Origin of the sequence: Neorhizobium tunisiense, from assembly GCF_039631515.1 — a bacterium.
Lineage (GTDB): Bacteria > Pseudomonadota > Alphaproteobacteria > Rhizobiales > Rhizobiaceae > Neorhizobium.
Window position 1 is genome coordinate 124,542 of sequence record NZ_JBDIUU010000009.1, and the last position, 14,372, is coordinate 138,913.

The following is a 14,372-nucleotide window of genomic DNA, read 5'->3' on the forward strand; positions in this document are numbered from 1 at the left end:
ACCCCTTGTAAACGGAAACGGCAGCTCCCATGTAGGGATCAATAGCGTTTCCGACGCACCGCATGCTCGGGGCTCCAAAAGCTTCAGCGAGCATGTGCGTTACGGCAAATACGGGCGACCGTGCCGTCTTGAGGCGGTTTTCATATCTGCGTTAACGGAATGTTTACTCAGCCGAGGGACGATGATCGCTAGAGCCGCAGGGATCTGAAAAGGTCGGAAGCGGCCGCGTCGGAAATGCTTGTCCCATTTAGAGTGACCACGGATGTACTGGCACCAATGAATGGGAGTGGAAAGGTCGGGCTTGCCCCGGCCTTTTTGTTTTTTAGGGGCCTGACGCCGAGACGCGTCAGGCCCTTTCAGTTTCAGGCCCTGTTTCAGGCGAAAGGTCAGTCAGCCAGCGCCGCGATGATGCGCGCCCACGAGCGGATACCCTTGTGGAAGGAGCGCAGGTCGTATTTTTCATTCGGCGAGTGGATGCGGTCGTCGCTGAGGCCGAAGCCGACGAGCAGCGATTCCATGCCGAGGGTCTTCTGGAAATCGCCGACGATCGGGATCGAGCCTCCGACTCCGACAACCAGAGCCGGCTTCGGCCACTCCTCGGAAAGCGCCGTCTTCGCCTTGGTGAGCACTGGTGAATCGTAACCGAGCTGGATCGCCGGCGAGCCGCCATGCGTCAGGAATTCCACCGAGCAGTCAGCGGGGATCTTCGAGCGCACATAGGCGCGAAAACTCTCGCGGATCTTCTCCGGATCCTGGCCTCCGACCAGACGGCAGGACACTTTGGCCGAGGCCTTCGAGGCGATGACGGTCTTGAAGCCCTGGCCCTCGTAACCGCCGCTGATGCCGTTGAATTCGCAGGTCGGCCGCGCCCAGAGCAGTTCGAGCAGCGAACGGCCCTTTTCGCCGGCCAATTCAGACAAGCCCACCTCGCCAAGGAAATCGCCGCGGCCGCTGGCCAGGCTTTCCCAGGCCGCCTTGATGTTGGACGGTGTCTCCTCGACGCCATCATAGAAGCCTTCGAGCGTCACGCGGCCGGTATCGTCGTGCAGGCCGGCGAGGATTTTCGACAGGATCTGGATCGGGTTCGCCGCAGCGCCGCCGTACATGCCGGAATGAAGGTCGCGATTGGCGGCGGTGACGATGACTTCCTCGCCGACCAGGCCGCGCAGCGACGCGGTGATCGCCGGCGTATCCGCGTCCCACATGCCGGTATCGCACACGAGTGCGTAATCGGCCTTCAGTTCGGCGGCATTGGCATCGAGGAAGGGCGTGAGCGACGGGGAGCCGGATTCTTCCTCGCCTTCGAAGAGGATTGTGACGCGCACCGGCAGCGAGCCATGGACATCCTTGTAGGCCCTGCAGGCTTCGACGAAGGTCATCAGCTGTCCCTTGTCGTCGGCAACGCCGCGGCCCGTTAGCACCTTGCGACCGGCACCGAGTTCCTTGACCTTGGGATCGAAGGGATCGTCCTCCCAGAGCTCGATCGGATCGATCGGCTGGACGTCGTAGTGGCCATAGAACAGTACGTGCGGCGCGTCGGTGCTGGCGCCCGGATGATGGCCGACGACCATCGGATGGCCGGTCGTATCGCGAACCGACGCGTCGAAGCCGAGATCCTTCAGTTCGGCCACCAGCCACTCGGCTGCCTTGCGGCAATCCGGCTTGAAGGCCGGGTCGGTGGAGATCGACTTGATGCGGACGAGGCCGAACAGGCGATCGAGGCTTGCGGGAAGGTTTTGGTCGGCGCGGTCGAGGACGGAGGAAAGATCGGTCATGGGAAATCCTGTCTTTGAAATGCGGACCTCGAGGCCAGGAGGCAAGCGGCCCGTCGTTTCGAATGCCCGACCTTGTTAGCAAGTCCGGGACGGCGGAGACAATGGCAAAGACACGGAGGCCGTTGGCTTCAGATCTTGCGGGCGTTTTCGACGATCATCCGCATGTATTCGATCATCAGTTCGCGCTCGAAGCGGCGAAAGCCTGAAAAAAGTGCTGCATCCGCTTCGGATGCCGCTTCGACGGCCTGGACTTCCAGCTCGCGGCCGAGCGAGGTCAGCGTGATGATCTGTGCCCGGCGGTCGTTCGGATGGGGGGTGCGCTGGATGAGGCCGTCCCGCTCCATGCGGGCAAGCGTGTTGGCGAGCGTCGCCTGCTCGACCTCCAGCTTGTCGAGGAGCTGCTTCTGCGTGAGGCCGTCTTCCTGCCAGAGTTCGAGCAGGACGGGAAACTGGCCGGGAGAAAAGCCAAGCACCATGGCCCGCTTCTGCAAGGAGCGCGCAAAGCCTTTGGCGAGTTGGCCCGCCAGGTAAGTCGCCGAATGCGAGCGGTCGAATCCCATGGCTTGGTCTTCATCCCTCCCTGAACGAGCCCGTTTGCGAGCAATATCTGCCAGATATATCGCACGCCATGCTTTCGCCAAGCCTGTGCGAAGACGGGGGAAATGACAAGTCTTTCCTGCGAAAGGGCAATAAAAAACCGCCACGGCAGGGAGGGGACAGCCGTGGCGGTTCTGATGGAAGGACAAAGGCCCGGAGAGGGGGATAGGCCTTTGTCCGGTCTGGTTCGGCGGGGGACAGGCCGGCTGCCAGACTGCGGCGTGATCAATCGCCGGTGATACTGAAATGTGGGGCCGAACGCCGGTTTTCAAGCCATGCGCATATTACAAATCGGTAACGTTCCGGTGAGGCGCAGCGGGTCGCTGGGGCTCAAGTTTTCGTGGACGGATGAAGTGCCCCACGCTATTCCTTGCGCCATGAAAAAAGGCGATCATCTTTTCCTTATCGACGGTTCCGGCTTCATTTTCCGCGCCTTCCACGCGTTGCCGCCGCTCACCCGCAAATCCGACGGCCTGCCGGTCGGCGCCGTCTCCGGCTTCTGCAACATGCTGTGGAAGCTCTTGACCGACGCGCGCGACACCTCGGTCGGCGTGACGCCCAGCCATTTCGCGGTCATCTTCGACTATTCGGCCAAAACCTTCCGCAAGGAACTCTACGATGCCTACAAGGCGAACCGTTCGGCGCCGCCGGATGAGCTGATCCCGCAATTCGGTCTGATCCGCCAGGCGACCCGCGCCTTCAACCTGCCCTGCATCGAGACCGAAGGTTTCGAGGCCGACGACATCATCGCGACCTACGCCCGCCAGGCGGAAGCGACCGGCGCCGACGTGACCATCGTCTCGTCCGACAAGGACCTGATGCAGCTCGTGACGCCGAACGTCCACATGTACGACAGCATGAAGGACAAGCAGATCGGCATTCCCGACGTCATCGAGAAATGGGGCGTGCCGCCGGAGAAGATGATCGACCTGCAGGCGATGGTCGGCGATTCGGTTGACAACGTGCCGGGCATTCCGGGCATCGGCCCGAAGACGGCGGCCCAGCTTCTCGAGGAATTCGGCGATCTCGACACGCTGCTTGCCCGCGCCGGCGAGATCAAGCAGGTGAAGCGCCGCGAGAACATCGTCGCCAATGCCGATCTGGCCCGCCTGTCCCGCCGGCTGGTGTCGCTGCGGCTCGACGTGCCGCTGGATCTGGATCTCGACGCATTGGTGCTGGAGCCTCAGGATGGCCCGAAACTGGTCGCCTTCCTGAAGACGATGGAGTTCGGCACGCTGACGCGCCGTGTCGCTGCTGCCTGCAACTGCGATGCCGATGCCATCGAACCTGCCGTCGTGAATGTCGAATGGGGCCAGGCCGCCCGCGGCCCGGATCTCGATGCCGGCGGTGCGGCAGCGGTCGATACCGGCGAGGCAGCGGCAGAAGCGCCTGCCAATCCGGCCAAGGCGCCGGTCGCCAAGGGCACCGGTGAAGCCACGCCTTCGGAATTTGCCAAGACCCGCATAGACGCCTTTGCCAACGCGAAGCTCGATCCGAGCTGCTACGTGACCATCCGCGACCTCACAGTGCTGGACGACTGGATCAAGGCCGCGCGGGAAACCGGCCTCGTCGCCTTCGATACGGAAACCACGTCGCTCGATCCGATGCAGGCGGAACTGGTCGGCTTTTCGCTGGCGCTTGCGGACAATATTGCCAGCCCGTCCGGCCTTGAAGTCCGCGCGGCCTATGTGCCGCTCATCCACAAGACCGGCGTCGGCGATCTGCTCGGCGGCGGACTTGCCGAAAACCAGATTCCGACACGCGAAGCGCTGGCGCGCCTGAAGCCGCTGCTGGAGGACCCATCGGTCCTGAAAGTGGCGCAGAATATGAAGTTCGATTACCTGCTGATGCGGCGCCACGGCATCACCGTCGAGGGTTACGACGACACGATGCTGATGTCCTACGTGCTGGAGGCGGGCAAGGCGAACCACGGCATGGATGCGCTGTCCGAGCGCTGGCTGAATCACAAGCCGATCACTTTCAAGGAAGTTGCCGGCAGCGGCAAGGCGGGCGTCACCTTCGATTTCGTCGATATCGACAAGGCGACCGCCTATGCGGCGGAAGACGCCGACGTGACGCTGCGCCTGTGGATGGTGCTGAAACCCCAGCTGACGGCCGCGGGCCTGACGCGCATCTACGAGCGGCTGGAGCGGCCGCTGGTCTCCGTGCTCGCCCGCATGGAAGAACGCGGCATCACCATCGACCGGCAGATCCTCTCCAGGCTTTCCGGCGAGCTCGCCCAGCGGGCCGCCGCCTTCGAAGACGAGATCTACGAACTGGCGGGGGAAAAATTCACCATCGGTTCGCCGAAGCAGCTCGGCGACATCCTGTTCGGCAAGATGGGCCTGCCTGGCGGCGCCAAGACCAAGACCGGCCAGTGGTCGACCTCGGCCAGCGTGTTGGAAGACTTGGCCGCCGAAGGTCATCCCCTGCCGCGCAAGATCGTAGACTGGCGCCAGCTCACCAAGCTGAAATCCACCTATACGGATGCGCTGCCGGGTTACGTCCATCCCGAGACGAAGCGGGTCCACACCTCCTATGCGCTGGCCTCGACGACGACCGGCCGCCTGTCTTCCTCCGAGCCGAACCTGCAGAACATTCCCGTGCGCACGGCGGAAGGCCGCAAGATCCGCACCGCCTTCATCACGACGCCCGGCCACAAGCTGGTCTCGGCAGACTACAGCCAGATCGAGCTGCGCGTGCTCGCCCATGTTGCCGACATTCCGCAGCTGCGCCAGGCGTTTGCAGATGGGATCGACATTCACGCGATGACGGCTTCGGAAATGTTCGGCGTGCCGGTGGAAGGCATGCCGAGCGAAGTGCGCCGCCGCGCCAAGGCGATCAACTTCGGCATCATCTACGGCATTTCCGCCTTCGGGCTCGCCAACCAGCTGTCGATCGAACGTTCGGAAGCGGGCGATTACATCAAGAAGTATTTCGAGCGCTTCCCGGGCATTCGCGACTACATGGAAAGCACCAAGACCTTCGCCCGCGAGAACGGTTACGTCGAGACGATCTTCGGCCGCCGGGCGCATTATCCGGATATCAAGTCCTCCAACCCTTCGCTGCGCGCTTTCAACGAACGCGCGTCGATCAATGCACCCATCCAGGGTTCGGCCGCCGATATCATCCGCCGCGCCATGGCGAAGATGGAGCCGGCGCTCGAAGCGGCCGGACTGAACGGAAGAGCCCGCATGCTGCTTCAGGTGCATGACGAACTGATCTTCGAGGTCGAGGACGAGGCGATCGACAAGACCTTGCCGGTGATCATCTCGACCATGGAACACGCGGCCATGCCGGCGATCTCGATGCGGGTGCCGCTGAAGGTCGATGCTCGCGCCGCCAGCAATTGGGACGAAGCGCATTGAGCCTAAGGCTCAGTGCTCCTGCGGATAGAGAGACAGAAGTGCGGTCGAAAGCAGCTCGTCGGCATAGGTGCAGGCGGTAAGCCGCGCATCGTCCGGCATGTTCATCTCGTGACAACGCTGGTGCACGGCTTCGAGAACGAGGCTGCTGATTCCGCGGGCATATTCGACATCCGCATTTTTGGACGTGTCCATGGCAAGCGCCAATGCCGTCATGGAGACGATTTCCAGAACAACGACGCGCGCTTCCAGATCGATGGCGGTTGCCCCATCGGGATGTTGCCCTTCGCGCGGCTTGCTCTGGCTCATGATTTTTCCTTTCCTAATATAAGAAAAGACACATAGAGCCGGATCAGGGACTTTAAAGAACGATCGAACGTTTTTCGCTAGCCAATCGAGTGGCTCGCAAAGCAGCCGTTGAGGGCCTCGACCAGGGCCCTGCCGGCGTCTTCGAGCGATCCGCTATTGTCGATCGTCACGACACGGTAGTCGCCGGTCACGGCAAGCGAGCTGCGTTCGAGACGCCGAAGTATCTCCTCGCGGGTTTCCCGTCCGCGCGCTTCGAGCCGGGCCGCCAACACGTCCAGGCTGGCGGTGATGTTGATAACCACCAGCGACGGATAGGTATCCTTGAACCGGGGGAGCGCTGAACGCGAGCCGTTGGCGACGACCACCAGGCCTTTCGCGATGGCCTCTTTCGTCTCGACGGGGATGCCGTATCGCAGACCGTGGGCTCCCCAGGAGACGGCAAAACGGCCGGCCTGATCCAGGGCTTCGAATTCCGCTTCGGAAACGCCGTCATGGTCTTCACCCCCGGCGGCGGCATCGCGGGTGATAATCCGCCGTGCAAAGACGACGTCATCGCGCCCCTCAAAATGCCGGGCGGCATAGGCCATCAGCGTGTCCTTGCCGGCCCCGCTCGGGCCGACGACCGCGACCATGCAGCCGCCTTGCTGCCGTTCCGTTGCTGTCGGCCTAGCGTCCATCAGGCGACCCGCCGGCCTTCCCGCCAGACGGCGCGGGAGACGGGAACCCCCTCTTCGTGATGGACGCGGACGATATCGGCGCGCAGGCCGGCCGCGATCCGGCCCCGGTCGTCGAGGCTGACGGTGCGGGCAGGGGTCGAGGTGACCATGGCGAGCGCCTTCGGCAGCGAGATGCTCTCCACCTCTGCGGCAAGCACGAACGGCGCGTGCAGCAGGCTGAGCGGCACGTAATCGGAAGAGAGCACGTCGAGCACGCCGCGTTCAGCGAGATCGCGGGCGGCGATATTGCCGGAATGCGATTTGCCGCGAACGATGTTCGGCGCCCCCATCAGCACGCTCATGCCCGCTCCGTGCGAGGCCTTGGCGGCATCGAAGCTGGTCGGGAATTCCGCCAGCCGCACACCGTTGTCGATCGCCTCGTCCACATGGGAGAGCGTCGCGTCGTCATGGCTTGCGACAGTAATCCGACGCTCGGCGCAGACCTTGGAGATCGCGACACGGTGCGGCGTCGCGTTGCGTGCCGATTCTCCCTGGCGTTTGGCCACGAAGGCGGCGAATGCCTCGTCGCTGAGGCCGCGCTTCTTCTGGTAATAGAGCGTGTACTGATCCATCGTCTGGAACTGCCGCTGGCCCGGCGCGTGATCCATCAGCGAGACGAGCCGCACATGCGGATCGTTCTCGAAGTCGGCGAAATGCTCCATGCAATTGTCGGCGGAGACCTCGCAGCGCAGGTGCAGGAAATGTTCGGAGCGCAGGCGGCCGTCCGCGCCCGCGGCGGCAATCGCATCCGCCATGGCGCGCATCTCGCCATTCGCAAAGCCGCCGTCCTCGTCGGCGCCCATGCGCAGGCAGTCGAAGACGGTGGTGATGCCGGACGTGGCAATCTGCGCGTCATGGGCCTGGATCGCCGCCGTGGTGTTCCAGCGCACGCCCGGACGCGGCGAATAATGCTGCTCCAGATGGTCGGTATGGAGTTCGACCAGGCCGGGGATCAGGTAGTCGCCCTCGAAATCCTCGCCGGTATGGACATTGCCTTCCGAGATATCGGTGATCTTGCCGTTCCGGATCTGGACGGAACCGGAGATCACGCTGTCCTCGAGCACGATGCGGGCATTGGTGAGCACGAGTTCGGCGGTCATGATGCGGTCTTTCTGTTTTCGAAGGCGGACGCCAGCGGAAGCCAGCTATGGGCGATGAAGGGTGCGCCGCGCTCGGGTTCGACGAAAATGGCGAGGCCATCGATCGTCAGCGGCGCATTGGCGAAATCGGCGAAACGGCGGTCCAGCTCGCGACGCATGACGGGCGCCTGTTCCGTGGGGACCTGCCCCGTCAACGTCATGTGAAAACGGAACTCGTCCATGACATAAGGGTAACCCCAGCGATCGAGATTGGCGCGCTGGGCAGAGCTTAGCATATCAGGTTTACGCCGTGCGATGTCGGCCTCCGACAGCGGCGCGCGAAAATGTTCGAACTCCTCGACGACGCGGCCGGCGTAATGCTGGAGCTCTGGGTAAATCGTATCGGGAACGAGAGCGAAGAACCGCCCCAGCTGGCCGACAATCACGTTCGGGATATCGAAGACCGGCGTCTCTTCCGCAAACCGTTCGGCGGCATGGATCAACTGGGCTTCCGTCCGGTCGGGATGCAGTTCGAACGGCGCCTTGAGCGTCGCGTGAAAGGCGTAGCGGCGCGGATCGGCGGTCAGTTCGTGGACGGTGTCGCGGGGCAGGCCTTCGACATCGGGCGTCGGAAACGCCTCGCCGGTAAAGGCGTCGCGGCCGAGCCAACGCGCTGCCGCCTTCGTCAGCGGATGGTTTTCGGCGGGCGAAAAATAGAGAGCGTAGCGCAAAATGGGATTCCGGAATCAGGAGAAGGCCGGCCGACCTTACCTGTCTGCCGGCCCGCGAAACAGGACCCTCGGCTAAAAGATTTCCATGACAGAATGATGATAATCAGGCCTGTCAGTGGCCCTTTTTGCCCATGACGCGCGAACGCAGCGCGTTGGAGAGGTTGTCGAAGACGAAGACCACCAGAAGGATCAGCAGGACCATGTAAGCGACCTTGTCCCAGTCGGCATTGGTCTTCATGGATTCGAGCAGCTTGAGGCCGATACCGCCCGCACCGACGGCGCCGATCGCGGTTGCCGAACGGGTGTTGGACTCCCAGAAATACAGCGATTGCGAGATGAAGATCGGCAGGACCTGCGGCACGACGCCATAGCGCTGCACGATGACCGGTGCCGCACCCACCGACTTGACGCCCTCGCGCTGCTTGTCATCGACATTCTCCAGCGCTTCCGAATAGACCTTGCCGAGCGCGCCGGTATCCGTGAAGAAAATCGCGGCAATGCCGGGCAGCGGCCCCGGCCCGAAGGCGCGGGTGAAGAACAGCGCCCAGATCAGCATGTCGATGGAGCGCAGGAAGTCGAAAAAGCGCTTCATGCCCCAGTTGAGCGGTCGGCTCGTCGTGATGTTGCGTGCCGCGACGAAGGCAAGCGGGAAGGCGATGATGGTGGCAAACAGCGTGCCGACAAAGGCCATGACCAGCGTCTGCATCAGCTTGGAGAGAATATCGCCATGCTGCCAGCTGCTATTGTTGAGAAAGTTGTCGAGCGCCAGCGAGGCATTGGACTGGGCGGGGTCGATCCGCTCGCCGAAGAGCATCAGCCCGGCGACGCTGGTGACGCTGCGGCCCCAGAACGGCGATTGCGTGTCGAAGAAGAAATTTGCCCAGCCGAGAAAACGCCGCTGCACATAGACCTGGCTGTTGCGGATTTCCGCCTGGCCAGCAAAGCCGAAATGGACATTGACCTTGTTGCCGTCCTGTATCATCCGCGCCGGCGCACCGGCCGGCAGGATCGCCTGGTCTCCTTTGATCGCTACGGGATAGAGTTTGCCGTCGATATAGACGTCGACCTGGCTCGGGGTGACGTCGAGCCGGTCGTCGCTACCGAAGATCACCGTGTAGCCGCCATTGGAGGTCGGCTTCAGCCAGTCGATCGCCGCACCCTCCGGATATTGCCCGCGGCTCGTCCATTGCGGGACGACCTGACCGTTCTGGAAGCGCAGGCGGGGCTGGGCGCGCCATGAATACCAGTCCTGCAGGTAGATCGCCGCGCGATCCCAGTTGCCGTTGGCGAAGGTCGGAATGACGTTGAAGAAGGAGAAGCAGAACGCGAGGTAGACGAAGACTGCGACGGCCGCGATCGCAAGGCCCCAGCGCTGCATGAAGCTGCGGTGAAAGATTTCCGGATAGGTGCGAAGCAGGCGTTCGCGATCGGCGGCATTGACGGCGAGATTGGACATCAGGCAGCTCCACGGCCGAATTCGAACGATTGCTTGCCGATCAGCCGGCGGCGCAGCCAGGCCGAGAACTGGTCGACGCAGATGACCGTAATCAGAAGAAGAATGATGATCGCATAGGTCTTGGCGGCATGGTCGCGGCCGATCGACAGGCTGAACACTTCGCCGATGCCGCCGCCGCCGACGGCGCCGATGATCGTCGAGGCGCGCACATTGATTTCGGTGCGCAGCAGCGTGTAGGAGACGAAATTCGGCAGGACCTGCGGCAGGATCGCGAAGCGGACGCGCTCCAGCCAGCTGGCGCCCGAAGCGCGCAGACCCTCGTCCGGCTTCATGTCGGCATTCTCGACCACTTCGAAGAACAGCTTTCCGAGCGCCCCGACGGTGTGGACCGACACGGCGATGATCGCCGCGATCGGACCGATCGACAGGATCGCTGCCAAAAGGCCTGCGACGACGATTTCCGGAAAGGCGCGCAGGATTTCCATGATGCGCCGCACCACCCAGCGCGTGAGACCGGCGCCGACGAGATTGGTGGAGGCGAAGAAGCAGAGAAGGAAGGCGCCCGTGGCGCCGAGTATGGTCGAAACGATGGCGATGTTGATGGTGATTGCCAGCTGGTAGAAGAAGTTCGGGATATAGAAACTGTCGGTGATCCAGACGCGATCGCTCGTATAGTCGAACTTGATCGACCCGTCGGCATAGGGCGACGGCAGGTCGAACATGGCGCGGAAGATCTCCAGCGGGCTGTTCGGCACGAAGCTCTTCAGGAAATCGAATAAATAGGGAAGGCGTTCGAAGAACTTGCCGGAATTGGCTTCGTTGGCGAAATCCAGCGACGCTCCGAGCACGACCAGGAAAACGATGATGGAGACGACGGTATAGATCCGCCGGGTCCGCACCTGTTGCTGATAATGGTCGAGGATGGTGCGGGAGCTTTCCTGCAGCCCGCTGAGCTGAGCGGGTCCGGCCACGTGCGCCATTCGGGGTATCCTTGTTGAACGAGCGGCGGCACCGTCATGGCGCCGCCGCAGGAAGAATGTTCGGGCAGTATCAGCCGCCGATGACGGCCTTACGAGCGTCGATGATGGTCTGGTAGAACTTCTGGTCGACCGGCGACCAGTCGACGTAACCGCCGCCCGTGAAGCTCTCGAAGCAAGATTTGTCCTTCTTCGGCAGCTCGGCGAAGTAGGCGGTCACCTTCTTCTTCATGTCGTCCGAAAGTTTGTTGGAAACCATCAGCGGGCCGTTCGGGATGAGCGGCGATTTCCAGACCTGGACGATGTCGTCCATGTCGAGCAGGCCCTTGGAGACCATGATGCGCAGGTTGCCGGACGAGTACCCCTGCGCCCAGTCGCCGACGGCCGAGCCGAAGGTGGTGCCGACGTCGAACTTCTTGTCGAGAACGCCGAGAACGAGGTTCTCATGGCCGCCGCCGAAGCCGGTTTCGGAGAAGTACTGCTTGACCGGCATGCCGATGTCCTTCGGCAGGGCGACGTTCGGCACGAGGTAGCCGGAGGTCGAGTCCGGATCGGCGAAGCCGATCTTCTTGCCCTTGGCGTCGGCGAGCGTCTTGATGCCCGAATCCTTGCGGGCAACCATGATCGAGTAATAGCCGGTCGAACCGTCGGCCTGCTTGGTGGTCAGGACCGGGGTAACGGCGTTTGGGTCCTTGATGTAGATCGCGGCATAGGAAGCCGCGCCCATGACGGCGAGGTCGATCGTGCCGCCGAGCAGGCCCTGGATGACGCCGTTATAGTTCGGCGACGGGAACAGCTTGACGTCCGAAGCGCCGGTCGCGGCGATCAGGCCCGGCTTGACGCATTCGGTGCGGCGGACCTGGTCGGCTTCGTTTTCGCCGCCGTCGAGGCCGATGCGCAGAACCGGTGCGCTCTGGGCGTGGGCCTGGCCGGCAACGGCGGCGATGGCGATCGTCGCCATCAGGATCTTGCGGAATGCAGACATGGAAGTCTCCTTTGGTGATTGGGGTGGTCAACCCGGAAAGGGCGTCAGTCTTCCGGCCGCGGGTCGCAGCCGGAAACGGGTCAGCGCATGGCGGCGGCTTCGGTCACCATGCCGGATGTGTCGATCGCGGCCGGAGCCCCGCCGCGGCGGGTGGCGGCAAGGCTGGTCGATGTCATGGTCTCGTCGATCCCGGCGCCATCCTTGTCGGAACCGTAGATCTCGCGCACCGCATTGGCATTGAGCTGCTGCGGCGGGCCGTCGAAGACGACGCGGCCGCCCGCCATGCCGATGATCCGCTCGCAATAGCTGCGGGCCGTATCGAGCGTATGCAGATTGGTGATGACCGTGATGCCTTCGCGTTCGTTGATGTCGCGCAGCGCATCCATGACGATCTTGGCGTTGAGCGGATCGAGCGAGGCGATCGGCTCGTCGGCAAGCATCATTTTCGGTGCCTGCACGAGGGCCCGGGCAATCGCCACACGCTGCTGCTGGCCGCCCGACAATGTTCCGGCCGCCTGCAGCGCCGTCTGTTCGATGCCGAGCCGCTCGAGCGCCGCCATCGCCATGACGCGCTCGTCACGGCTGAAGATCTTCAGCAGGCTCATCGTCGTCGAGCGGTGATTGAGACGGCCGAGCAGCACGTTGGTCATCACGTCGAGGCGCGGCACCAGGTTGAACTGCTGGAAGATCATCGCGCAGTCGCGCTGCCAGTTGCGCAGCGCCCGGCCCTTGAGGGAAGAGACCTCGGAGCCGTTGAAATGGATGGAGCCGGAACTCGGCTCCTGCAGGCGGTTGATCATGCGCAGCAGGGTCGACTTGCCGGCGCCGGAGCGCCCGATGATGCCGACCATCTGGCCCTGGGGAATCTCGACGTTCACGGCGCTCACCGCGATACGATCGCCGAAACGGCGGGTGATGTCCCTCAATTCGAACTTCATGCTCTCTCGCCAATTCAGCTTTTTTCTGAGAGCTCGATAGCGATGGTTGATGAAGTCTGAATGTCGGATTTATGTCGGATTTATTATATTCCGGAAGCGCCCGCCGCGCTTCCGTTACCTGGCATGACGGGACACGAATTCCTCTGCCGAAAGTGTCCGGAAGTCGTCGAGAGCAGCCCTCAGTTTCAGGTGGTCCCAGTCCCACCAGGCAAGCCGGTCCATCGCCTCGCCGACCGCTTTCGTGAAGCGCTCGCGGATGAGTTTTGCCGGCACGCCGCCGACGATCGTATAGGGGGCGACATCCTTGGAGACAACCGCGCCGGCGCCGATCACCGCGCCGTTGCCGACGGTGACGCCCGGCAGCACGGTGGCGCCATGGCCGATCCAAACGTCATGGCCGATCGTGACGCGATGGTCGCGCCGCCATTCGAAGAAGCTCTTCTCGTCCTCGGCATCGTCCCAGTAGCTGGCGGCGCGATAGGTGAAGTGGTGCAGCGTCGCCCGCCATGTCGGATGGTTGGTGGCGTTGATGCGAACCGAGGCCGCCATGTTGACGAACTTGCCGATCGTCGCACACCAGATCGAGCCGTCCTGCATGATGTAGGAATAGGCGCCGATCTCGGCCTCGCTGATGCGGCAGCGCTCGGAAACTTCGGTATATGGACCGAGCGTGGAATTGCTGACGTTTGCCGTTTCGTGGATCGCGGGCTCGAGCCCGACCTTGACGCTCATGCTGCGACTGCCTTTCGCGGGGAAAACCGGGAGACGTCGAGAACGCGGTCGGCCACCGCCTCGCGTACTTCCTCGTCGTGGAAGATGCCGAGAAGGGCGACGCCTTCGCGTTTCTTGTCCGCGATCATGTCCACGACGACGCGCCGGTTGACCGCGTCGAGCGAAGCGGTCGGCTCGTCGAGGAGCAGGATGCGGTGGCTGGTGATGAAACCGCGGGCGATGTTGACCCGCTGCTGTTCGCCACCCGAAAACGTTGCTGGCGGCAGGGTCCAGAGCTCCTGCGGGAGGTTGAGTTTGGCCAGAAGCTCGGCAGCCTTGTCGCGCGCTTCCGGCGCTGCGACGCCGCGCGCAACGAGCGGTTCGGCGACCACGTCGAGCGCGGAGACGCGCGGCACGGTGCGCAGGAACTGGCTGACATAACCGAGCGTATGGCGGCGCACGTCGAGCACGGTGCGCGGGTCGGCGCGGGCGATATCGACGATCCGGTCCTTGTGGTCGACAAGGATCTGCCCGGCATCGACGGCGTAGTTGCCGTAGAGCATCTTCAGGATCGAGCTCTTGCCGATGCCCGACGGACCGCCGAGCACGACGCATTCGCCGCTTGCTACGGAAAAATTCACATCGTTGACGACCGGCAGCTTGATGCCGTCGCGTAAGTGCATGGTGAAGCTCTTGAAGACTTCGGAAACGACGAGAGGGGTAGCCATCAGTA

The 14,372-nt window shown here is 63.0% G+C and carries 13 protein-coding genes; 1 reads left to right on the plus strand and 12 read right to left on the minus strand.

From position 1 onward, the window contains the following. Nucleotides 1–386 precede the first annotated feature (386 nt). Together ABCW43_RS23625 and ABCW43_RS23630 are read right to left on the minus strand one after the other, a co-directional pair. On the minus strand, nt 387–1,775 hold the full coding sequence (locus tag ABCW43_RS23625) for a M20/M25/M40 family metallo-hydrolase (protein WP_345928994.1): 1,389 nt from the start codon (nt 1,773–1,775) through the stop codon (nt 387–389). A gap of 128 nt (nt 1,776–1,903) precedes the next feature. After that, nucleotides 1,904–2,335, minus strand: a complete 432-nt coding sequence (locus ABCW43_RS23630; protein ID WP_046602923.1) for a MarR family winged helix-turn-helix transcriptional regulator — start codon at nt 2,333–2,335, stop codon at nt 1,904–1,906. Nucleotides 2,336–2,749: 414 nt separating this feature from the next. On the opposite strand from ABCW43_RS23630, the gene polA reads away from it, so the two are divergent. Next, on the plus strand, nt 2,750–5,740 hold the full coding sequence (gene polA / locus ABCW43_RS23635) for a DNA polymerase I (protein WP_345928997.1): 2,991 nt from the start codon (nt 2,750–2,752) through the stop codon (nt 5,738–5,740). Nucleotides 5,741–5,749: 9 nt separating this feature from the next. Here polA and ABCW43_RS23640 read toward each other — a convergent pair whose 3' ends face one another. The 10 genes from ABCW43_RS23640 to phnL form a co-directional block, all read right to left on the minus strand. Next, nucleotides 5,750–6,046, minus strand: a complete 297-nt coding sequence (locus tag ABCW43_RS23640) for a hypothetical protein (RefSeq protein WP_345928998.1) — start codon at nt 6,044–6,046, stop codon at nt 5,750–5,752. A 77-nt stretch (nt 6,047–6,123) separates the two neighbouring features. After that, nucleotides 6,124–6,723: a phosphonate metabolism protein/1,5-bisphosphokinase (PRPP-forming) PhnN gene (gene phnN, locus ABCW43_RS23645; protein ID WP_345929000.1), complete on the minus strand. Its 600-nt coding sequence runs from the start codon at nt 6,721–6,723 to the stop codon at nt 6,124–6,126. After that, nucleotides 6,723–7,862, minus strand: a complete 1,140-nt coding sequence (locus tag ABCW43_RS23650; protein WP_345929002.1) for an alpha-D-ribose 1-methylphosphonate 5-triphosphate diphosphatase — start codon at nt 7,860–7,862, stop codon at nt 6,723–6,725. The genes phnN and ABCW43_RS23650 overlap by 1 nt, the downstream gene beginning before the upstream one ends. Next, nucleotides 7,859–8,572: a DUF1045 domain-containing protein gene (locus ABCW43_RS23655; protein WP_345929004.1), complete on the minus strand. Its 714-nt coding sequence runs from the start codon at nt 8,570–8,572 to the stop codon at nt 7,859–7,861. Before ABCW43_RS23655 ends, ABCW43_RS23650 begins: the two co-directional genes overlap by 4 nt. A 112-nt stretch (nt 8,573–8,684) precedes the next feature. Continuing rightward, a complete protein-coding gene (phnE, locus tag ABCW43_RS23660) occupies nt 8,685–10,028 on the minus strand; it encodes a phosphonate ABC transporter, permease protein PhnE (protein WP_345929006.1) in 1,344 nt (447 codons plus the stop codon). Then, on the minus strand, nt 10,028–11,008 hold the full coding sequence (gene phnE, locus ABCW43_RS23665; RefSeq protein WP_345929008.1) for a phosphonate ABC transporter, permease protein PhnE: 981 nt from the start codon (nt 11,006–11,008) through the stop codon (nt 10,028–10,030). Before phnE (ABCW43_RS23665) ends, phnE (ABCW43_RS23660) begins: the two co-directional genes overlap by 1 nt. 70 nt (nt 11,009–11,078) lie before the next feature. Then, nucleotides 11,079–11,990 (minus strand): phosphonate ABC transporter substrate-binding protein, encoded by a 912-nt coding sequence (gene phnD, locus ABCW43_RS23670; protein WP_345929009.1) that lies wholly within the window; start codon nt 11,988–11,990, stop codon nt 11,079–11,081. 80 nt (nt 11,991–12,070) lie between these two features. After that, a complete protein-coding gene (gene phnC / locus ABCW43_RS23675; protein ID WP_345929011.1) occupies nt 12,071–12,928 on the minus strand; it encodes a phosphonate ABC transporter ATP-binding protein in 858 nt (285 codons plus the stop codon). A gap of 114 nt (nt 12,929–13,042) precedes the next feature. Beyond that, nucleotides 13,043–13,660 (minus strand): DapH/DapD/GlmU-related protein, encoded by a 618-nt coding sequence (locus tag ABCW43_RS23680; RefSeq protein ID WP_345929013.1) that lies wholly within the window; start codon nt 13,658–13,660, stop codon nt 13,043–13,045. Next, nucleotides 13,657–14,367 carry a phosphonate C-P lyase system protein PhnL gene (phnL, locus tag ABCW43_RS23685; protein WP_345929015.1) on the minus strand — a complete coding sequence of 237 codons (711 nt, stop codon included), beginning with the start codon at nt 14,365–14,367 and terminating at the stop codon, nt 13,657–13,659. The genes ABCW43_RS23680 and phnL overlap by 4 nt, the downstream gene beginning before the upstream one ends. Nucleotides 14,368–14,372 lie beyond the last annotated feature (5 nt).